The 21881-nt window shown below is 34.9% G+C and carries 15 protein-coding genes; 11 read left to right on the top strand and 4 right to left on the bottom strand.

Annotated elements, in window-relative coordinates; translation table 11 throughout:
* Positions 1 to 197 precede the first annotated feature (197 nt).
* The 5 genes from CRT24_RS11575 to CRT24_RS11555 all read left to right on the top strand — a co-directional run bounded on the left by CRT24_RS11575 (position 198) and on the right by CRT24_RS11555 (position 4689).
* Complete coding sequence (locus tag CRT24_RS11575) at positions 198 to 875, top strand: hypothetical protein (protein ID WP_099371391.1); 678 nt, start codon at positions 198 to 200, stop codon at positions 873 to 875.
* Between the two features lie 344 nt (positions 876 to 1219).
* Positions 1220 to 2611: an RtcB family protein gene (locus tag CRT24_RS11570; RefSeq protein WP_099371390.1), complete on the top strand. Its 1392-nt coding sequence runs from the start codon at positions 1220 to 1222 to the stop codon at positions 2609 to 2611.
* Between the two features lie 6 nt (positions 2612 to 2617).
* Entirely contained in the window at positions 2618 to 3241 is a 624-nt protein-coding gene (prfH, locus tag CRT24_RS11565) for a peptide chain release factor H (RefSeq protein ID WP_099371389.1), read from the top strand.
* A gap of 135 nt (positions 3242 to 3376) precedes the next feature.
* Positions 3377 to 4126: an HpcH/HpaI aldolase/citrate lyase family protein gene (locus tag CRT24_RS11560; protein WP_099371388.1), complete on the top strand. Its 750-nt coding sequence runs from the start codon at positions 3377 to 3379 to the stop codon at positions 4124 to 4126.
* Between the two features lie 134 nt (positions 4127 to 4260).
* Positions 4261 to 4689: a cold-shock protein gene (locus CRT24_RS11555; protein WP_257214029.1), complete on the top strand. Its 429-nt coding sequence runs from the start codon at positions 4261 to 4263 to the stop codon at positions 4687 to 4689.
* 54 nt (positions 4690 to 4743) lie between these two features.
* Here the strand turns inward: CRT24_RS11555 and CRT24_RS11550 are convergent, their stop codons facing one another.
* Both CRT24_RS11550 and CRT24_RS11545 read right to left on the bottom strand, forming a co-directional pair.
* Entirely contained in the window at positions 4744 to 5811 is a 1068-nt protein-coding gene (locus tag CRT24_RS11550; RefSeq protein WP_099371387.1) for an acyl-CoA desaturase, read from the bottom strand.
* Positions 5812 to 5936: 125 nt separating this feature from the next.
* The gene (locus CRT24_RS11545; RefSeq protein WP_099371386.1) at positions 5937 to 7331 is read right to left on the bottom strand and encodes an aminopeptidase P family protein; all 1395 of its coding nucleotides are present in this window, start codon (positions 7329 to 7331) and stop codon (positions 5937 to 5939) included.
* Positions 7332 to 7493: 162 nt separating this feature from the next.
* Here CRT24_RS11545 and CRT24_RS11540 point away from each other — a divergent pair, with 162 nt between their 5' ends.
* Positions 7494 to 7838, top strand: a complete 345-nt coding sequence (locus CRT24_RS11540) for a zf-TFIIB domain-containing protein (RefSeq protein WP_099371385.1) — start codon at positions 7494 to 7496, stop codon at positions 7836 to 7838.
* 125 nt (positions 7839 to 7963) lie between these two features.
* Here CRT24_RS11540 and CRT24_RS11535 read toward each other — a convergent pair whose 3' ends face one another.
* Together CRT24_RS11535 and CRT24_RS11530 are read right to left on the bottom strand one after the other, a co-directional pair.
* Positions 7964 to 8251: a hypothetical protein gene (locus tag CRT24_RS11535; protein WP_099371384.1), complete on the bottom strand. Its 288-nt coding sequence runs from the start codon at positions 8249 to 8251 to the stop codon at positions 7964 to 7966.
* A gap of 156 nt (positions 8252 to 8407) precedes the next feature.
* Positions 8408 to 12406, bottom strand: coding sequence for a two-component regulator propeller domain-containing protein (locus CRT24_RS11530; RefSeq protein ID WP_257214028.1), 3999 nt, complete (start codon positions 12404 to 12406; stop codon positions 8408 to 8410).
* Positions 12407 to 12700: 294 nt separating this feature from the next.
* Between CRT24_RS11530 and CRT24_RS11525 the strand changes: the two genes are divergently transcribed.
* The 5 genes from CRT24_RS11525 (at position 12701) to CRT24_RS11505 (ending at position 21822) form a co-directional block, all read left to right on the top strand.
* Positions 12701 to 15691, top strand: coding sequence for a TonB-dependent receptor (locus CRT24_RS11525; protein ID WP_099371383.1), 2991 nt, complete (start codon positions 12701 to 12703; stop codon positions 15689 to 15691).
* Between the two features lie 17 nt (positions 15692 to 15708).
* Positions 15709 to 17274, top strand: a complete 1566-nt coding sequence (locus tag CRT24_RS11520) for a RagB/SusD family nutrient uptake outer membrane protein (RefSeq protein ID WP_099371382.1) — start codon at positions 15709 to 15711, stop codon at positions 17272 to 17274.
* A gap of 90 nt (positions 17275 to 17364) precedes the next feature.
* Positions 17365 to 18279: a glycoside hydrolase family 43 protein gene (locus CRT24_RS11515; RefSeq protein WP_257214027.1), complete on the top strand. Its 915-nt coding sequence runs from the start codon at positions 17365 to 17367 to the stop codon at positions 18277 to 18279.
* Positions 18280 to 18286: 7 nt separating this feature from the next.
* Positions 18287 to 19816, top strand: a complete 1530-nt coding sequence (locus CRT24_RS11510) for a sialidase family protein (RefSeq protein ID WP_099371381.1) — start codon at positions 18287 to 18289, stop codon at positions 19814 to 19816.
* Between the two features lie 11 nt (positions 19817 to 19827).
* The gene (locus CRT24_RS11505; protein ID WP_099371380.1) at positions 19828 to 21822 is read left to right on the top strand and encodes a hypothetical protein; all 1995 of its coding nucleotides are present in this window, start codon (positions 19828 to 19830) and stop codon (positions 21820 to 21822) included.
* Positions 21823 to 21881 lie beyond the last annotated feature (59 nt).

The following is a 21881-nucleotide window of genomic DNA, read 5'->3' as shown; positions in this document are numbered from 1 at the left end:
AAGATACAAAAGTAGAATTCAGAAAAAATGGATAGCGGTTAAAATGTAATTTGTGATTTGAAACAAAACTGTTATGATGTTATATTTTTCCGAATTAAAATGTTTGTGAAATTAATAGAGTAGACCAATTGGAGAAATTATTTTTTATTTGCATTAATCTTTTTTAAATAAATTTACTCCAACTGAAAAGTTTTGATATGAAAAAATTACTAATCTTACTTATTACCACATTTTTATGTATTCATGTATATGCTCAAAGGGGTTCCTACGGGAATGATTTTTTTGGACATCTTGAATTCAACTCGATGGATGGGAGATATAAAGCAACCATGGTGAAGAATTTTTTTAATGGATTAGAATTCTCAGATAATGCAAATAATTCTGTTGAATTCGATGAGAAATATCTTGGTAGGCATTATCCAGGTATAATGAGCGATAATCCAGGAAAATCAGCATTATTCAGGAAGCTTGTTCGTAGGATGTATCGTGAACAAGGTTATAAGGTTAAACATTCGGTCGATATTTTCAATAAAGAAATTGTTGAAGATAACAGGGGGTATAAATCGGAATCTGGAAGAGACATATTTGGCCACGATTATTTTGAAGAGCAGGGTAGGGATGGTGCCCTTTCAATTAAAAGGAATGTTCATGGAGATCTAGAGTATAAATGGAACAATTATTCTGCAAGTATTGGAAAAGATGTTTTTGGGAAATGGAATTTTTCAGATAATGAAGGTAATGAAATACAGTTCAATGCAAATTCCTGGAACAAAATGATTCAACGATTTGGTTCTGAAAGGGATATCTTATGGTTTTTAATTGATAAAATCATTGATAACAATGAGCAGGATTATCAAGATAATTATGACTTTTAAATTTTTTAAATAGAAAATTGATTTTAGGATTTTTTTTTGTGAAATAAATTTTAATAACTTTGTGGCGATAAATATTTTTTAACCCAATAATAGAGACGAAGATATGTTTGTGATTCAATCTACTTTTCAAGCTTCAACAGCAAATGGTTTTGCTGTAGCTTTTCTTCGTGCTTTTTCAATCGTATAGTTTTTAAACACAATATGAAGAAAGCTCGAAGACATTCGGGCTTTTTTGTTGGCTGTTAGATTTATTATTTATTATTCTATTTGATTCTTCAAAAATTCCCGAATTATCCATTTTAACACCTGTTTTTAGCAGGATTTTATAAGATAATAAGATAATAATGGGAAGTAAACTTTCTGGGAAAGACCTCATTAAATTGGGTTTTCCAAAAATTAATGCAATTAACATTGCATTGGGTCAAATTACGCGATATAGGAAACGCGAAAAAAAAGAACAAATATTATTAGAGGCAAGATCTGTGTTATTAAATCCCGATCAATTTCTAGGACATGGAACATGGGGGAAGGTCGCTGAAGGATTGATAAAACCTGTTGAAGTGCGCTTGCAACAATTAAGAACTCAAAGAGTGCCATTTTCTGTATTTGGAGAAAATGAGATCGATGAAGTAGCAAAGAGACAGTTATACGATGCCTTAAAGCTTCCAATTTCAGTTCAGGGTGCTCTTATGCCAGATGCACATTCTGGATATGGATTGCCAATAGGTGGGGTACTAGCAACAGACAATGCTGTAATTCCATTTGGTGTAGGGGTAGATATCGGTTGCAGGATGAGTCTTTCTATCTTTGATATTCCAGCATCTTACATGAAAGGTAAAGAATTTCAATTAAGAAATATCTTGAAAGATAATACTGCCTTTGGGTTAACAGAAACTCAAAAGACTAGGACTGATCATGAGTTATTTTCAAGGCCGGAATTTCAAGAAATTCCAATACTAAAATCACTGAAGGACAAAGCTTACAAACAGTTAGGCTCCTCAGGAAGTGGAAATCATTTTGTGGAGTTTGGAATTGTAGAACTCGTTGATGCAAAACCTAATTGGGAATTAGGAAAAGGTTCTTATCTCGCTGTACTGTCACACTCTGGATCACGTGGGCTTGGTGCTAATATTGCCAAACATTATAGTTATTTGGCAATTAAGCAATGTCCTTTACCAAAACATGTTCAACACTTAGCTTGGTTAGATCTTGATACGCATGATGGTCAAGAATATTGGCTTGCGATGAATCTTGCTGGCGATTATGCCAAAGCCTGCCATGACAACATCCACCAACGGTTGGCTAAGGCCATTGGTAAACGTCCAAGGCTTACTATTGAAAATCACCATAATTTTGCTTGGAAAGAAGTAGTAGGTGATAAAGAATGTATTGTCCATAGGAAAGGAGCAACCCCAGCTTCAGTAGGAATGTTGGGTATTATTCCAGGCTCTATGACAGCCAAAGGATTTATTGTTGAAGGTAAAGGGAACATAGAAAGTATTAATTCAGCTTCGCATGGAGCAGGAAAACAGATGTCTAGAGGTGCTTGTAAGAATTCCATCAGCAAAAGTGAAATGTCCAAGATTTTAGATAGCTATCAGGTAGAATTGATTGGTGGTTCCGTTGATGAAGCTCCAATGGCTTACAAGGATATTGAAAAAGTAATCAGCCTGCAACAGGAATTGGTAAACGTCTTAGGCACATTTACACCTAAGATAGTTAGAATGGACAAATAACTTGATATGGAAAAAATCATAGAAATAAGTTCTGGACGAGGTCCCAAAGAATGTTGTTTAGCTGTTCAGCATGTTTTCCAGAAAATTCAAAAAGAAGCCGAGGTTTTAGATTTGAAGATTATAATAAATGTGAAGGATGTTCAAGACCCATTTCCATCATCAGTGAAATTCAAAATCGTAGGTAAAAACTGCCCTCAATTGATTAGCAGATGGCTTGGAGTAGTTCTTTGGATCTGTCGTAGTCCTTTTAGGCCAAATCATCCTAGAAAAAACTGGTTTGTTGAAGTGCTAGAATTGGATCCATTGGAAGAAAATGTAGGTCTATCTGAAAAGGATGTTCAATTCCAGACTATGAGAAGCAGTGGAGCTGGAGGGCAACACGTGAATAAAGTGAGTTCAGCTGTTAGGGCTATCCATTTACCAAGTGGCCATTCCGTACAAGTGATGGACAGTAGGTCTCAACTGCAGAATAAGCAACTTGCTCTAAAGAGATTAAGGGATTTGCTTGAAAGTGATAACAAACAAGGAGAGGCTCTTTATAATAGAGAACGTTGGAATGATCAGGTTAATATAGATCGAGGAAATCCAGTTTTAATTTTTGAAGGCGACAAGTTTAAAGAAAGAAAATAATGTTCTGAAAGTGCCCGAAAGGGCACTTTTTATTTAATAAACTTTTACTCAAGAGGATATTATAATAAATAAGTAAATTTATTACAGAATTTCAATCACGTTCTAAAAATTATTCACCTATTCCTATTGATTGACATGAGATTTATTAACAAACTAGACAAAGGGCAGAGTGTAATCGGACCATTTTCAAAAACATCAGATCCATCCATGATAGAAGCGATGGGTTTTGCGGGCTTTGATTTTATCATTATTGATCTAGAACATGGACCTAATAGTATTCTAAATGCGCAGAATTTAGTCCGAGCTGCACAACTGACTGGAACTTTCCCTATAATTAGAGTGCCTGAAAATGGAGCAATTCATATAGGAAAAGCTTTAGACATTGGTGCAAAGGGAGTGCAAGTGCCGCAAATCACCAATGCTGAAGATGCTATGCTAGCAGTAAAAGCTGCTAAGTTTGGACCAATTGGTATGAGGGGAGTATGCAGGTTTGTAAGAGCGGCAGAGTATTCCAACAAGAATCGATTTGAGTATTTCTCCCAATCCAATGAAACTTATGTAATTCTGCAGTTGGAAGGGGCAGAAGCAATTGTAAATATCGAGGAAATCATCAATGTTGAGCATGTCAACATTATTTTCCTGGGGCCTTATGATCTTTCACAGGCAATGGGGGTTCCAGGCCAAATCAATCATCCTCTGGTATTGGAAAAGATTGAATTTATTATATCCAAATGTAAATCAAAAGGTAAAAAAACCGGAATTTTTACAGATAATGTGGAAGATGCGCTGAGATGGAAACAATTTGGAATAGATTATATTTCATATTCTGTAGATGTAGGGATTCTTCAGGAAGCATGTAAGAATATAATTTCGAACTTAAGGTAGCAATCATCTCATTAGCAATTCTCCTTAATTTTTCGTACCTTTGTATACATTCATAAAAGGCACCTATCTTATTTCCTCAGCCATTCTAGCTCACTTAAGATTTATCCTTTCATTTTTTAACTTAATTCATTTTAATGCCGAGAAATCAACTTACATTCAAGAAAAAAGAACTAGCAAAAAGAAAACAACAGAAACTGCAAGAAAAGCAGGAGAAGAGAGAACAAAACCGTGCTAACAACAATAAAGGTAAAGCACTGGAAGAAATGTATGCTTACGTAGATGAGTTTGGTAACATTTCTGACACTCCTCCAACTGAAAAGTACAAGTTTAAACCAGAAGATTTAGAGAGACCAAAAGAAGCTGAAGATGAGTTTTTAATCGGACGAGTTTCTTATTACAATGAAGCTGGACATTACGGATTTATTCGTGATAATGAAACTAGAGAAACTGTTTATTTTAACGACACTCTAGCAGGAAAACCTTTATCACTTAATCAAAACGTTAAATATAAAGCAGTACGTACTAGACAAGGAAATCAGATTTCTGAAGTGGAATTAATCTAGTTTGAATTTCATAGATATAAAAAAAACAGCAATTTAATTGCTGTTTTTTTTTGTTTATACTGACATCTGCTTGATTACTCTGACGTGGGAATTTAAGGCTTGCCAGAAGGTGCCAAATTCGTTGTATTTTATATTGTGCTTTTCACACGTTTCCCTTACTATTCTATTCAAGGCTGGATAGTGTACATGACTGATTTTTGGAAAAAGGTGGTGTTCCACCTGAAAGTTCAATCCGCCCAATAACCATGTCAACACACTGTTTTTCGTCGAGAAATTTGAAGTAGTTTGGATTTGATGTATCATCCACTCTTCTTCAATTTTTGGTTGATCTCCAGACTTGAATTCCGTTCCAACAACAACATGTGCGAGTTGAAAAACTACAGCTAGACAGATTCCACAAACTGCTCCAATAATCAGAATTCCAATTAATGTTGGAAGCCAGCCTACGTAGATAATCGGAATGACAATAAATATGCAGGCATGCATTAATTTACTGATCCAAAAAATTACTTTTTCCTTAATAGGGAAGTCAAAATCAAATTTATCTTTTAATCCGCTTTTTTTCTGGCGGAAGTATTTTTCATAATCTTGATAAAAGATCCATGCCAAATATGACAGGCCATACAAGAAGATAAAATAAATAGGTTGGTATTTATGATGTTTTTTTAGCTCTTGTTCATGATGAATACGCATAAAGCTAACTTCAATATCAGGATCTTCACCATCGATATTAGTATAGGTATGATGGGCGATATTATGCTTTTGTTTCCAAAAGTATATATTTCCTCCCAGCAAGTTTAAAGAGTAGGACATGATACTATTTACCTTCTTGTTCTCAGAAAAGGAATTATGACCTGCATCATGCATAATATTAAAACCAATTGCAGCTAGGTTTACTCCGAAAATTATGCAAAGCAGAATACTGATAGCCCAATGAGGCTGCACAAATACCAAAACAGAATATAAGGTGATAAAGCTTATTATCAGGATAGTTGCTTTTAGAAATAATTTTCTATTTCCGGTTTTTTTCTGTACTGTACTATTAAAATAATCGTTGATATTTTTCTTAAGAGACTTTGAAAATAAGGTGTTTATGTTGTTGAACTTAATGGTCGACTTCATTGTATAAATAAAAAATATTGCCTATTTGAGTTATTGATTTTTATGAAAATAAGCAAGTGCAAACTTACATTTTATTCAGCGGAACTTTGTTTAAAGAAAGTTAAAAAATCAGATTTATTTTTAATTTATATTCTGTTCGTAGAACAATATTGTTCAATATCTTCTGCGGTCCTTATGAGGTCAGGTCCAAGCAATCGGTAACCATTTTCTTCAATCAAGAAATTATCTTCAATCCTAATTCCAGAAAAATTTCTGAACTCTTCCAAGACATCGTAGTTAATAAATTCCTGGTTCTTCTTTTCAGCTTTCCATATATCAATAAGGTCAGGAATGATATATATTCCAGGTTCTACGGTAAGGACATTTCCGGTCTGCAATTCTTTGCCCATGCGGAGGGATTTTAAACCAAATGTACTCTGGTCCTTAGGTTCAGCTTCTGTGTATCCGACGTATTGCTCTCCTAAATCTTCCATATCATGTACATCTAGTCCCATCATATGTCCTAGTCCACATTGAAAGAACATGGTATGAGCATGGTTAGCAACAGCGTCCTCTACATTTCCGCGCATTAGCCCTACATTACGCAATCCTTCAACCAATGTTTTTGCAGCTTGAAGATGAATATCCTTGAACTTTATTCCAGGTTTCAACAATTCACGAGCCTTCATATAAGCGTCGAGGACAATATTATATAATTCCTTTTGTCGATCATTAAATTTTCCTGATACGGGGAATGTTCTTGTAAGATCTCCAGCATATCCCATAGGAGATTCTGCACCGGAATCGTTTAAAACTAGGTCTCCATTTTTAAGCGAGTTCTCTTGAAATTGATTATGGAGTATTTCTCCATGAATAGTAACTATTGGAGGGTAAGCAAATGTGAAGTTTTGGTCTGCTGCAAATTTCTGCATCGCATTTACGATCTCGTATTCTTTGATTCCTGGCTTCGCCATCCTCATTGCCAATAAGTGCATTTCTGTAGAAACGCGCAGGGACTCCTCGATTTCAACGATTTCTTGTGGCTCTTTTATGCTGCGTTGTTTCACAACAGCTTTAATTAAGTCGACTGAAGGATTCAACTCATCTAAATGACGATCCAAAACCCGACTTAGTAAGATTTTATTGGATGATTGATAGGGAGGTAAGAAATGAATAGTTCGGTGTGCAAATTTTGCATTGGTCAAATATTTCTCAAGGAATTTAAAAGGCAGTGTTTCTTGAACTCCTGATTTAATGCTTTTTTCTTTTAATGTTTCTTGTCTTCCAGTCCACACAAGAGCATCCATGTCTAATTCATCTCCGAAAATAATCTCCTTATTTTCATCAATGTCAATGATTGCAGCAATAGATGGGCTTTTAATCCCAAAATAATATAGAAATGTACTGTCTTGTCTGAAAGGATAGGTGTTATGTTCGAAATTGATAGGATTCTCAATATTTCCAAGTAATAATATTACGCCATTGGATACTTCCTTGGCCAATTGAATCCTTCTTTCTTGATAAGTGCGAGTCGAAAACATAGTTTGTAATTAGATTGACTAATTTACAGATTTAGTAACGAATGACGATAGAAAAGGAGAATCAAAAAAAATTGCATGTTAAAAAATGTCAAAAAAACCTTTATAATTCAGGTATAACAAAAATTTAGGTTAAATTATCTCTTTAATTAAAAAAGATATCTTATGAAATGTCCAAATTGTAATGAAATATTATTAATGACTGAACGTCATCAAATAGAGATAGATTATTGTCCAAATTGCCGTGGGGTCTGGTTGGACAAAGGTGAATTGGATAAGTTGATGGAATATGCTTCTAGCCAAACGATCTCCAGAGAAGATAGGCCTGAACAAAATAGGCCTTCAAGAGGCTATGATAACAGTGATTCCTCACACATGAAAAATTATCAAGAAAACTATAGAGATGACCGATATTATGATCAACGAGATGATCGTGATTACAGAAATCATAATCAGAAATACCCTCGAAAGAAAAAATCCTTTCTTTCAGATCTCTTCGATTTTGATTAGATAATATTTTGACAAAAGAATTTTGAAATATTTTGATAATCTGGTTGGTATTTTACCAATCAGATTTTTTTTACCTAATGTCTAGTTTAAAATTAATTTTCATTTATCTAATTAATAACCATCCTTCAACTCCAATCTTTGTTCAATTCCTTGGCAGTATCAATTCCCCCTTGATACAGAAAAGGATATTCTAAGGTGTGCAAGAATCTGTTTTTGGATTCATTATCTTGAATAATCAACGTTTCTTGAGTTTTGGCACATTTTACCAAGAGCCTATCATCGTCCCTAAGGATGGAATAGGAATAAAATTCATTGCTTTCAGACCTTACGGCATGGTACAGCGTCCAAACCTGATTGATGTTAGAAAGCTTAACATTATGGTCAAGCCATATGTTAAAGTCAGTAGTTTCCATGTGTGGTTAGTGTGATTGTGATAGTCGAATGTAATGAATTACATTCTCTATTCTTTACGGTTTACCGGATTTCCATACACTTTTTACAATTATTACCGAATATAGATACTAGTTTTCTGGAATTTATTGAATTACGATTATGTTGTAAAATCATATTTACACGTCTTGAGCTTTAAAATTGTTTACAAATTCTTTTGGCGTCATATCATAAGCTTTAATAAAAGCCTTTGTAAAATAGGATGGTGAACTAAATCCTACCATATAGCAGACCTCATTTATTCGATAATTTCCTTCCAAGAGCAAGTTGCAGGCTTTTTTGAGTCTATAGGTTCTAACATAATCTCCAGGAGAATAACCTGATACGGCTTTGAGCTTCCTTTGAAAATTAGATCTGCTGAAACCTAGAATATGTACCAATGATTCTACATTAAATTGATCATCTGATAGATTTTTCTCAATCTCATCGTTCAAGTTTTTTAAGAACGAATCATCACTTTTATTAGTCGCCAAGGTAGAGTAGGATGCTAGAGGATTTTTGTTGAAAATCTCTAGTAAACTGTTTCTATTTCTCAATAAACTGCTTATTTGGGCTTTCAGGTAAGTAATAGAAAAGGGTTTTTCAACAAATACATCAGCACCTGTCATCAAGCCTTTGATTTTTGTTGAATTTTCAATTTTTGCTGAAAGTAAAATTATAGGTATATGTGAATAATTAACATTGTTTTTGATAATCTCTGATAAGCTAATTCCATCGATCTCCGGCATCATAATATCGGAGATAATTAAGTTATAGCTTTCCACCTCAAGTTTTTCCAAGGCTAATTTTCCATTTTCAACGATTTCTATTTTATAATCCTCTTGAAGGGATTGCCCAATAAAAGAAGTAATGTCAGGATTGTCATCGATTAATAGGATTTTTTGCAGTCCGGAAGTTTCAAAATGCTCATTTTCTAAGTCATATAAGTCAGAGCTATTTAATGTTATTTCTGGTAATTTTGGATAATTAGTAAAGCTAAAAATAAAGCTTGTTCCTTTTGGTGTTATGTCCTTTATATCAATTTTTCCTCCCAATTGATTACTGAAATGTTTGACTAAAGAAAGTCCAATTCCTGTTCCTGAATGACTTTTATTGGAGCTAATCTGATAGAACGGGTCAAAAATGAGATTCTTGTATTCATTAGGAATCCCTTTTCCATCATCACTGACACTGATGTAATAGGTTTCATCCTCATTTATTCCGAGTTCAAGAACAATTAATCTATCTGCAAATTTAATTGCATTGCTCAAAAGGTTGCTGATAATTTTTGTAATTGCTTCTAAGTCGGACTCTACAATTACCTCTGCTTTGGATGGCAAAACTAAATCCAATTTTAATTTTTTGCTATGAGCTGATTTTTTAAATCTTTCATAAATTTCGGTCAGAAAAGCTTTCAGATCGATGTTCTCAGGATGAATCTGTAATCGTCCTTCATCCATTTTTCTGAAGTCTAATAATTGGTTGATCAAAATATGCAACCTCTCACAGTTTCTTTCGATTATATGTAAGTTGTTTTTTACCTCTGTGCTTATGTTTTTCTTTTCAAGAATTTCTTCCAAAGGGGCACTAATTAAACTTACCGGAGTTCTTATTTCATGGGCAACATTTGTGAAAAATTCAATTTTTGAAGCGTAAGATTTCTGTTCTTGCTCTATTTTGAAATTTGCTAATTGTCTTTGATGTTTTTCTTTATTTGATCTCTCATAATATCTGATAATTAGATATATAATAGTTAGTACAAGTAGAGTGTAAAATATTTTTGCAGGAATTGACAACCAAAATGGTGGTAAGATTTCTATTTGTATACTAGTTCCTACTTCGTTCCATAAATTATCATTGTTGCTAGCTTTTACCTTAAATGTATATTTTCCTGCTGGTAAGTTTACATAGGAAACTGATTGTCGATTTGCTGCATTTGTCCAATTATCATCTGCTCCTTCCAGCATATAGGAATATTGATTTTGACTAGGAGAAAGGTAACTCAAGCTGACGAATGAAATGGTAAATGATGATTGACCATGTTTTAATATAATGGGTTGATCGGTGTTCAACTTCTCCTGTATATCTTTTGACAGTTGACTGTTTTCATTATTCAAAAGTTCAAGACCCGTAATTTCAATATTAGGTTTTACTTTATTCTTTATATCAGAGAAAGTTTGTGGGTAGAAGCTAGTGAACCCATTTATTCCGCCAAAATAAAACTTTCCGTCTCTTGATTTATACGAGGACTTATAATTGAACTGATTACTTTGAAAACCGTTGTCAATGGTATATAATTCATGTTTTTTGGGATTGTCTGGGTGGAAGTGAATTATCCCTTTATTACTGCTTAACCATAAATTTCCATCAGGATCATCTAAAACCCCATATATTACATTGTTGGGCAAGCCGTTGGCTTGGGAAATATTTTTAAAACTATCGTTTGTTCTATCATAGATAAATATGCCTTTCCCTTCACTTGTAAATATCATCCTATTTTGGCTGTCTTGATATATACTTGTTAATTTACTCGATGCAATTGGATCGTTTGGTTTTATTTGATCATAATGAATCCATGTTCTTTTTTTTATATCCCATTTAATAGGTCCAGATTCATAAGTTGCTAACCATATATTACCTTCATTATCTTCTTTGATATCGTAAATAAACTTATGTATTCCCTCAATCCTTTCAAAGGTATCAGTCTCTTTATTGAATTTATTGATTCCAACTGGTGTGCCTATATATATGTCACCGGATTTAGTTTTATATAGCGAAAAAATACAATCATCATTTATTGTTTGTTCATTTGATGCATGATGCCTATAGTTTTTTAAGGTCTTTGTTTTAAGATCATAAACATCCAAACCCCTAGAAAAAGTACCGACCCATAACTTATCTTTTTCAAGCAATAACGCATGAGTATTGTGGTAGGAAGTCTGAATTGGTTGACTGATGGTTCCATTTATTTTATCTAGGTAGTTTAAGCCTCCATCTTCAGTCGCAATCCACATATTTCCTTTTGAGTCTTCAACGAATTGACTAACTGCTTTTCCAGATAAAAAACCTTTCAGGACATCAGAATAAAAAGTTTCAATCGGCAGCAGGGAAGTGTTCAGATAGTTGATTCCACCAAAATATGTACCTATCCAAATACTATTTTCCCTATCTCGAGCGATAGAATATACATTTTGATCACTAAGGCTGTGCTTGAAGTGGGGGATATCAACTCTTTTAACTTGTTTTCCAAATAAGTCAAATAGATATAAGCCATCATCTGACCCGATCAAAAATTCATTTTCACTGTATTCAAAAATTGATCGGATATGAGATACAAAAGGATTGGCACTTTTGTTCATATATGACCCAATTATACCATTTTGTTTATTGAACCATAAAAGTCCTTTTCTCCACGTTCCTAACCACAGATCACCTTTTTTATCCTCCTTCATTGATAATATTTCAAACTCAGGGTTGTCTGATGCATTAAAGACATTAGGAATGGCTTGGAATTTTTGGATTGAAGAGTTGAATTTTATCAACCCCAACCTAGTTCCTGCCCAAACAGTTCCAGATTTGTCTTCTAAAATCGACCAAGTGGCATTTTGTCCCAAATCGATACCTTCAATCTCCAGATGTTCTAACTTCTGTTGCTTAGGGTTATACCGAAATATACCCTGATTCATTGTTCCTATCCAAAGTGTTCCATCTTTAGTAATTACCAATGAATTTACGGCTGAAGTTATCCTTGTGTTATTAGAAGTTTTTAAGGCTACCTTTTGGAAAACTTCTTTGTTCTTGTCCATGATAAATAAACCATGGTCTGTACCTATATATAATGTATTCTGATCTTTTTCGGCAATAGATCTTACAAAATTATTCCCTAAACTATTTTTATCATGATCTTCTTTTTGAAAGATTTTGAATGAATTACCATCATATCGGTTTAAGCCATCTTTAGTTCCAAACCACATAAAGCCAGATTGGTCTTGTAGTATACAGTATATACTGTTTTCAGATAGTCCATCTGATACTTGTAACTTTTTGAAGTGTATGTTTGAGGATTTCTGACTCAAGCAGAGGAGTGGGATCAAAAGTACTAAAATGCAGGTTGAAATATAATTGATGTAAGTTTTCACGGTAATTTGTTTAATCGCTTAAGCACGCTTATAACGCAGGTTTATTTTTAAAAATAGTAATAATTAGTAAAAAGTTGTAAAAATTAACCAATGATAGGAATTGATAATTTTTTGACTTTCTTTTATTTAAAATTTAGAACCACGAACCAAGGGTTTTAAAGGATTGAAAGTTTACACTTTCAAACTTATGTTTACCGATTTTGATGAAAAATAATTGATTCCAAGTAAGCAGCTTATTTGGAATAAAAGATAAACCATATAAATCAATAACCATTTAATAAACCAAAATCAAAAATGCAGAAAAGTATAATTATCCTTTTCTCTATTTTATTTTCTGTATGTGCATTTGCGCAGACCAGAATAATTCAGGGAAAGGTTTCGAACGAAGCTGGCGAGCCGTTAGCTAATGTGACGGTGGCCGTAAAGGGGACAAGCACTGTAAGTATGACCAATGATAATGGAGATTTCGAAATTTCTGTACAAAATGGTCAGGAACTGCAATTTACCTCTGTGGGGATGGCTTCCCAATCTGTCGTGATCTCAAATCAACCTTCATTACAAATCACGATGTTATCTGACGACGAGGAGGTTGATGAAGTTGTCGTGATTGGCTATCAAACTGTAAAGAAATCTGATTTGACAGGTGCTGTTTCAGTTTTCAATCCTAGCCAAATGAAGAATGCAACAGTCAGTGGATCTGTTGGTGATGCTTTAGGTACTCTACCCGGCTTAAATGTGAGGACTGCCGGTAATCCAGGTTCTGAAGGTAAAGTAGAAATTAGAGGAACCGGAACTTTTGGCTCCAGCAATCCCCTATATGTTGTGGATGGAATTGTTCAGGGGGCTAATAGAGATTTTAACTTCAATGATATTGAAAGTATACAGGTCTTGAAGGATGCTTCTGCAGCTGCCATTTATGGTTCTAGAGCAGGTAATGGCGTAATTATTATTACAACAAAACAGGGTAGGGCTGGTAAGATGAAAATTGATGTTTCTTCCAGAGGAACAGCGCAATGGTTGCCAAGATATGATTTGGCAGATCGAGATCTGTGGATCAGCTTGAATGACCTTGCATTCAGCAACGCCAATAGACAGCCTGCAAATCACTTTGAAGCAAATACTGATTGGCAAGAGGAAGTTTTCAAAACTGGATGGTTACAAGACCATAATGTTTCGTTTTCAGGAGGTAGCGAACAAAGCAGATATTTCATTTCAGGAAATTACCAAGGGAATGATGCTACGACTATTGGAAGTAGCAGTAAACGATATACCCTTAGGTCCAACCTTTCGACTTCCAGAGATTTTGGAGATCATGTCAAATTAAGTATCGGTGAAAATATTGTATTAAGCAACTATAGCATAGATGCACTAAATACAAACCCCATAATTGATGTATATCGAATGTTGCCAACCATTCCAGTATTTGACCCTAATAATGCCGCAAAAGGAGGCTATGGATTTGGTGATGGCGGAAGAGATGTAACTTTTGGAACAAACCCGTTCGCTATTGAAGATTTTTTGGTGACTGAAAATGGAAATTTAAGGACCAGAGGAAATGTTTTCACAGAGTTAGAATTTTTCAAATCATTAAAATATAGGTTGAACTTTGGTTTTGATTTAAGCAATGACAAACATCTTCAACTTCGCAAAGAAGGTTTTTGGACTTATAACCAACCTTACGTACCGTCTTCATTAAATAAAAATCAAGCTCAATACCGCGGATACGTGTATGACAACACAATTGAGTATGCCAAAACATTTGGTAAACATGATGTTTCAGCTGTTGTAGGAACAAGTTATCAAACATCAAACTATGAACAAATCTGGGGAACGAAAAACGATGTCTTAATGACTGGAAATGATTATTTTACCAATTTGGATGCTGCGTTAAATAATCCTAAAACCGGAAATTATCAAGATATTGAAAAATTATTTTCCGTTTTTGGCCGTGTAAACTATACTTATGATGAGAAGTACCTTTTGAGTTTAACAATGCGTAGAGACGAATCGTCGAAATTCAACCCAAAATTCAGGGTAGGTTATTTTCCATCTGTTGCTGCAGGTTGGCGTATCAGTAAAGAAGAATTTTTTAATGTTCCTTGGATCAATGATTTAAAGCTTAGAGCCAATTACGGGGTATTGGGAACTTCCAATATAGGAGTATGGGATTGGGTTTCTTTTATTACGGTATTCCCTCAGGTTGCTTTTGGCACGGACCAAGCGGTTTATACGGGTATGACCCAGATTCAATTAGCAAACGAAGACCTGAAATGGGAAAAGGTTGCACAAATGAATGCAGGTTTTGATGCCGTGTTCTTGGATAACAGGCTGAACCTATCCATTGATTATTTCGATAAACAAACAAAAGATGTGTTAACTCCAATGCAGATTTTAATGGTAACTGGTAATAATGGTGGTAATCCTGTTGTGAATGCAGCATCCCTTCAGAATAGGGGTGTTGAGTTGGCAGCTGAGTGGAGAGATCGTGTAGGCGAATTTGGCTATCAGATTGGATTTAACGGCTCATATATTAAGAATAAAATCCTTGAATTAGGTTACGACCGAGATGAATTCACACAATGGAATACAAAATCAAAAGTCGGAGAATCTATAGGTGATTGGTATCTGATTAAAACTGATGGACTTTTTCGTACAGATGCAGAAGTTCAGAATCATAAAAATAGTAAAGGGGAACTCATCCAACCGAATGCTAAGCCTGGGGATGTAAAATTTATCGACTTCAATGATGATGGTCAGATAACCGAAGCTGATAGACAGTATATCGGAAGGAGTATGCCAAGATATCAAATAGGTGGAAATATAGGATTTGACTACAAAGGATTTGATTTGCAGTTTCAGTTCACAGGTGCTTTTGGATTCCTTTCATTCAATGGTCCTAGGAGTGGTTATGACAGGTTTGATGATAACTCCAATTATCGCGTAGATTATGACCCTTGGACACCTGAGAATCCTAATGCTAAAGACCCTCGGCCAATTTATGCCGACTCAAGGAATGTTCGTGGTGATCAGGACCGCTGGTTGGAAAATGGAAATTATGTTCGCATCCGTCAAATGGCATTGGGATATAACTTTCCAAAGTCAATTACCGGCGATTTGTTCAGTCAGATCAGATTATATGTAAACGCTCAGAACTTAGTCACCTTTACGAAATATAGAGGTTTAGATCCCGAGTTCTTGAACCGCAGTATCTGGGAACGAAGCTATGATGGTGGAGCATTTCCAAATCCTAAAGGATTTACTTTCGGAGCACAAATTACTTTTTAACCTAGATTGATCGAACAATGAAAAAATTAGTATATATATTAATTGCAGCTGGGTTATTATCAAGCTGTGATGTGGATGTTCAAAATCCAAATACAATTACGACCACTACATTTTGGAAGACTGAGAAAGATGCTCAATACGGTGTCAATGCTGTTTATAATATGTTCTATAAGCCAGGAACTTTTAGCCGTTGGGTTTGGTTCCGCTTAGATCTTACCTCTGATGAAGGTTTCAGCCAAAGTCCTTGGGCAGAATTAAAGGAATGGACTCAGTTTAGATATAACAATTATAATTTTTGGGAAGGCAATGCATGGACTTATCGTGATTTTTATGAAGCAATTTTTCGGGCAAATCAGGTTTTACATTATGTTCCAGAAATAGAGTTTGCAGATGCAAAACAGAAGGAATATGTCTTAGGTCAAGCGCATTTCCTGAGAGGGATGTATTATTATTACCTTGCCTTATTGTGGGGTAGTGAAAACCCAAGTCTTCCAATTGTCTTAGAGCCTTCGACACCAGGGATGCAACCAGAGGGACATACTGAAACTGAGATCTTTGCTCAAGCTGTAGCTGATTTGACAAAAGCCTCAGAATTATTACCTGAAGAATGGGACAACCCCAATAAAGGGCGAGCAACCAAGGGTGCTGCATTTGCTTTCCGTGCGAAATGCCATATGCAACAACATAAATGGACAGACGCTAAAAATGATTTAGAATGGTTGGTAAACGGCGCTGGAAAGAAATATTATGACCTCACGGCAAATTATTTTGATAATTTCAGTAAGGATAAAGAAAACAATCAAGAGTCAGTTTTTGAAATTCAATATTCAGACGCTAACCCAGCACCAGCAGGTGACGGAGATTTTGCAGTAGAACCAAACTTAGGACTTAACCGTGGTCAATTCTTTGCTCCTCCAGGAATAGGCTGGACCGATGGAGAATTGAGACCGTGGTTGATTACTGAATTCAAGAAAGAAAAAGATGTCAATAATGAAAATGACATTCGGCTCCGGTATACTGCATTCTATAGCGATATGCACCTAGATTTTCCTAACAACACTAAAATCTATAGTCTGACCAGCAATCCTGAGCAATGGAACAAAGACAATTATAGAGGTCGAGTTTTCTTTAGAAAATATAGTTCAGAATATTATCGTAACTACGATGATTATTATAACCCTACAAATGTACGGTTGATTAGATATTCAGACATTTTATTGATGTATGCAGAATGTGTAGCGCAGTCCAATGGTTCATTAGCAGAAGCTGTAGCGTTGGTAGATCGAGTTCGAGCACGAGTAAATATGCCAAAAATGGCGGTTAACCAAACTGCGGCTACTACTAATCGCACAACGTTTTTAAAACGTTTACAAATGGAAAGGCTCTTAGAGCTTGCTACTGAGGGTCATAGATGGGCGGATATAAAAAGATGGGGTCTATTGGACAACCAAGAAGGTGTCAATGAATTGAAAAGTCGAGACCCTGATTTTGAAAATTTCGTTGTTAAGAAACATAGGGTTCTACCAATTCCATCAGATGAGGTAAACAATAACCCTAATGTAAAACAAAATCCGAATTATTAGTTAGTTTGTTATTTGCTGGGCAGAGGATTCCTGTCCGGCAAATCTTTTAAATTTTATGATATGAAAAGATTGTGTTATTTAATTATGCTTATGCTGGTTTCATTAAACAGCTGTGCGAAATCTGAAAAACCTGAATTTGTTTTCAAAAATCCCGTTCCGCTTGGTGATCCGTTTATCATGCTTCATGATGGAAAATATTATGCTTATGGAACTAATGGAGACAAAGGAATTGAAGTTTATACTTCTGATGATTTGAAAGAGTGGACAAAAGAGCCTGATTTAGCTTTAAAATCCGAAGATTCTTGGGGTGGAAAATGGTTTTGGGCACCTGAGGTATATTATATTAAGGAAATAAATAAATTCTTTATGTATTACTCTGCCAATGAACATATTTGTGTAGCGACTTCTGATTCTCCAAATGGTCCTTTTGTACAGGATGTGAAGGAGCCAATGTTGCCTAATGAAAAAGCAATTGACAATTCACTTTATATCGATTCAGATGGAAAGCCATATTTATTTTTTGACAGATTTAATGATGGTTTGAATATTTGGGTCGCAAAACTAAAGGACGATCTAAAAACCATTGATACCGAAAGTATGAAACCTTGTATTCATGTTTCTCAAGAATGGGAAAAGGTGTGGCCAAGGGTTAATGAGGGTGCTTTCGTTGTAAAACATAAAGATTTATATTATTTGACCTATTCAGCTAATAGTTATGAAAGCCAATCCTACGGAGTAGGTTTTGCTACTTCAAAATCTGTAGAAGGACCGTGGGTAAAGTATGATAAAAACCCAATTTTACAAATGCCTGAAGACTTGGTAGGCGTAGGACATAGCGCTATGTTTATTGATAAAGAAGGTAAAATGAAAATTGTCTTTCATGCTCATCATTCAAAAGAAAGCATCCATCCTAGAGCGATGTATATTGCAGATGTTAGTTTTACAGATGATGCGGTACCTGTAATGACGATTTCCAAAGAAATCATTCGACCTAAATTAAAATAAAATTGTTATGGTCTTTCGATTGTGTCAATTTGTATTATGGATAATCAGTGTTTGTTGTGCTATCAATTTCGTTAATGCACAAGACCTCGATCACTCCTCTGATGTAAGGGTTGCTTGGGATTATTCTTCTATGCAACAACTTGCCGATGAGGGTGGTTACCCTAGATTGATAAGGCTGCGTAACGGAAATCTGTTTGCCATCTATGAAAATCGTAAAGGAGATATCCATCTTAAAAAAAGTTTTGATCAAGGAGTAAATTGGTCTAATCCTGAGGTGATTTTTTCTTCCTATCCTTATCATGTAGATGGTTCCTCTGAAACAGTCCGTATAAATGCAGCTAATCCTGAAATAATTGAACTTGATAATGGTGATATTCTATTTGCTTGCAATTATAGACCAAGAAAGGATGATGTTGCTCCATTTTCTATAGGATTGAAAAAAATGGATATTAAAACAGGTCAATTGTCAGAAGTGAAAATATTATATGAGGCAGGAAAAAAGTTTATTGATGGGTGTTGGGAGCCATCATTTTTACAACTTCCAAATGGAGAAGTTCATATTTATTTTGCAAACGAAGGACCGTATCAAAAATCTAACGAGCAGGAAATTTCTGTCATAAAATCCAATGATCGAGGAGACAATTGGTCAACTCCCCATACAGTTTCTTTTAGGAAAGGGAGAAGAGATGGTATGCCTGTTGCTGTTCGTACAGACCAAGTGATCTATTTAACAGTGGAGGACAATAAAATTGACCAATTCAAACCTTACATAATTAAAAGTGACCTTCCTAATAGTTGGGCTGAACCTGTTCTTTCTGACTCTAAAAATCGATGGTATGCATTGGAAAAAGCAGTTGATGATTCAATTTATATGGGTGCTCCATACCTAATTAAATTGTCAAATGGTCAGTTTTTACTTTCATATCAAACCAATAGAAATAGAAACCATAATTGGGAATTGTCAACAATGGAAGTGGCAATTGGAAATACTGAAGCAAAATCATTTAAAAATATTACTCAACCTTTTCCTGTTGCTTTAAACAAGGAAGCCAAATGGAATTCTCTTGCTAATTGGGACAAAAATACGGTCGTGGCATTAAGCTCGACCAATTTTAAGTCTGAAAAAATATCACCATGGCTAATAAAAGGGTATTTAATTCCAAATACAGTGATTTTGAGTTCAGATACAGCAGATATATTTATAGGGAGCAACTCTTTGTTGAACCTGAGGGTAAGGGCTTTTAAGGTCGATAATAGCCTCAAGTTTACTTTTGAAAGTACCAATTCCGATACTGATAAGAATTATCAGATGAAGGAATACCTCTTATATATTAATGGAAATAATACTGAGAAAATTGTTATTCCAGTCTCCAAAGAGAAAGTTCAGGAGAAAAGTGTTTCATTGGCTACTTTGCCAAGTAATTTTCATTTGGGTCTAGCCTTTCGTTATGTCGACAATAATGGCAATATAAGAATTGAAAAACTTGCTAACATGACTGAGGAAAATCCTGAAACATGGATAAAAATTGAAAAATAAAATCAAAAAATATGAAAATAAACCTATCATTAACCGTACTTGCCGTTGCATTATTTTTAAGTGCACAGGGCCAAGAAATGACCCAAGCCATTACTTTGAAATCACCTGGAAACCATTCGAAGAAATTTGATTTGAAGTTGGATGGAACAAACTTGACATCATCTGATAATCTTCCAGTTGAAATACAACAAAAAATTGTGGATGGTAATAATGGTACTACTATAGAGGTAACAATTACAGCAAAAGATCTAGTCTACTATAATTTTGAAAAAACCTATAAAATCTCAGATTATAAGCATGATGAGAGCGAATATATAATGCCGGGATTTTGGTATCATAAAAATCTAAGGTCACCTAAAGAAGCTCCATCTTTTGCAACCAGCGATAGTTGGCAGGTAAGAGAGGATAGATTAAGCACTCCATTGACAGGAATTTTCAGTGCTCAAAATAAATCTTATTATTCAGTAATTCGACGAGATGAATTGAAAAAAGATGCTATAGCACAACATCAATCGGGGGAGGTGATTTTAAGTTCGAAAACGGATTTAGGCTTTACTGGCTTTAAAAATGAAGCCGGATCGTCGGCTCTAGTGTTTGGGTTTCCTTATCATGAAGCTCCTAAAACCTATATCCGTAAGTTAACTCTTGTTCCTGAAATAATTGCTTTTGAAAAATTAGAAAAAGGAGAGACAAGAAAATTAACTTGGGAAGTTTCTAAAGGGAAAGCAAATGATTACAGTGATTTTGTTTCTAAAATTTGGGCTTACGCCTATGACACACAAAAGCCTGCATCTTTGAAGCCTGATTATAGCAATGAGGATGCAAAAAAAATCTTAACCAATTTCTTTAAGGAAAGTTATGTAGATAAGTATGACCTAAAGTATTATTCTGGCGTCCATATGCGTACAGATGATTGTGCTAGTACAGGGTCTGCAGAAATTGGATTTGTAGGGCGCGTATTGCTGAATGCCTATAATTCTTTGGAATATGCTGAACAACACGGCGATCAAAAATTAAAGGATGACGCCAATGCAATATTCGCCAGCTATTTAGAACATGGGTTTACAAAAAACGGATTCTTTAGGGAATTTGTAGATTATACCCATAATAATGAAACTGATGTTTACAGTATAAGAAGACAATCCGAAGGGGTTTTCGCCATTCTGAACTATCTTCATTATGAGAAATCAAAAGGAAGAAATCATGCCGAATGGGAAAAGAAAATGGAAAAAATCCTTGCAAATTTTGCCAAATTGCAATTAGCAGACGGTAGTTTTCCTCGAAAATTCGACGATAATTTTGTAGTTAAGGATGAAAGTGGAGGAAGTACTCCCTCTGCAACACTGCCTTTGACCATGGCCTATAAATATTTTAAAAAGAAATCTTACTTGGATCAAGCAAAAAAATCTGCAGATTACTTAGAGAACGAAATTATCAATAAGTCAGATTATTTCTCCTCGACATTAGATGCAAACTGCGAAGATAAAGAAGCATCATTATATGCATCTACAGCTATGTATTATATGGCGATGGTTAGCAAGGGCAAGGAAAAACAGCATTATATTGATCAATGCATGCGAGCTGCATATTTCTGCCTTACTTGGTATTATACTTGGGATGTTCCTTTTGCGCAAGGACAGATGCTTGGTGATGTAGGCTTCCAATCAAGGGGATGGGGAAATGTTTCAGTAGAAAATAACCATATCGATGTATTTATTTTTGAATTTGCAACCGTATTGGATTGGTTGGCAAATGAGCGTAAGGAAGCTAGGTTTTCAGAATTCTCAAATGTAATCAAATCATCTATGTTGCAGTTGATGCCAGTTCCTGACCATATGTTCAATATTGCTAAAGTAGGATATTACCCAGAGGTCGTTCAACATACTAATTGGGATTATGGGAAAAACGGAAAAGGATTTTACAATGATATTTTTGCCCCAGGATGGACAGTAGCATCTTTATGGCAGATGCTTTCTCCAAATAGGGTAGAAGAGTTTTTTAAATAAAAAATAATAAAATCAATTTTGCTTTAAAAGAGTTTATATGTTAAGTTATGCCTTTACAT

Origin of the sequence: Sphingobacterium sp. 1.A.5 (assembly GCF_002734235.1) — a bacterium.
GTDB classification, from domain to species: domain Bacteria; phylum Bacteroidota; class Bacteroidia; order Sphingobacteriales; family Sphingobacteriaceae; genus Sphingobacterium; species Sphingobacterium daejeonense.
The sequence above is the reverse complement of the archived record's forward strand: the minus strand, read 5'-3'. Positions and strand labels throughout refer to the sequence as shown.

Bases quoted from the DNA above. Each gene is read 5' to 3' on its own strand.
- CRT24_RS11540 (WP_099371385.1), top strand. From the start codon at position 7,494: ATGAAATGTCCAAATTGTAATGAAATATTATTAATGACTGAACGTCAT.
- CRT24_RS11510 (WP_099371381.1), top strand. From the start codon at position 18,287: ATGGTCTTTCGATTGTGTCAATTTGTATTATGGATAATCAGTGTTTGT.
- CRT24_RS11535 (WP_099371384.1), bottom strand. From the start codon at position 8,251: ATGGAAACTACTGACTTTAACATATGGCTTGACCATAATGTTAAGCTT.
- CRT24_RS11570 (WP_099371390.1), top strand. From the start codon at position 1,220: ATGGGAAGTAAACTTTCTGGGAAAGACCTCATTAAATTGGGTTTTCCA.
- CRT24_RS11505 (WP_099371380.1), top strand. From the start codon at position 19,828: ATGAAAATAAACCTATCATTAACCGTACTTGCCGTTGCATTATTTTTA.
- CRT24_RS11555 (WP_257214029.1), top strand. From the start codon at position 4,261: ATGCCGAGAAATCAACTTACATTCAAGAAAAAAGAACTAGCAAAAAGA.
- prfH (WP_099371389.1), top strand. From the start codon at position 2,618: ATGGAAAAAATCATAGAAATAAGTTCTGGACGAGGTCCCAAAGAATGT.
- CRT24_RS11525 (WP_099371383.1), top strand. From the start codon at position 12,701: ATGCAGAAAAGTATAATTATCCTTTTCTCTATTTTATTTTCTGTATGT.
- CRT24_RS11520 (WP_099371382.1), top strand. From the start codon at position 15,709: ATGAAAAAATTAGTATATATATTAATTGCAGCTGGGTTATTATCAAGC.
- CRT24_RS11550 (WP_099371387.1), bottom strand. From the start codon at position 5,811: ATGAAGTCGACCATTAAGTTCAACAACATAAACACCTTATTTTCAAAG.
- CRT24_RS11575 (WP_099371391.1), top strand. From the start codon at position 198: ATGAAAAAATTACTAATCTTACTTATTACCACATTTTTATGTATTCAT.
- CRT24_RS11545 (WP_099371386.1), bottom strand. From the start codon at position 7,331: ATGTTTTCGACTCGCACTTATCAAGAAAGAAGGATTCAATTGGCCAAG.
- CRT24_RS11560 (WP_099371388.1), top strand. From the start codon at position 3,377: ATGAGATTTATTAACAAACTAGACAAAGGGCAGAGTGTAATCGGACCA.
- CRT24_RS11515 (WP_257214027.1), top strand. From the start codon at position 17,365: ATGCTGGTTTCATTAAACAGCTGTGCGAAATCTGAAAAACCTGAATTT.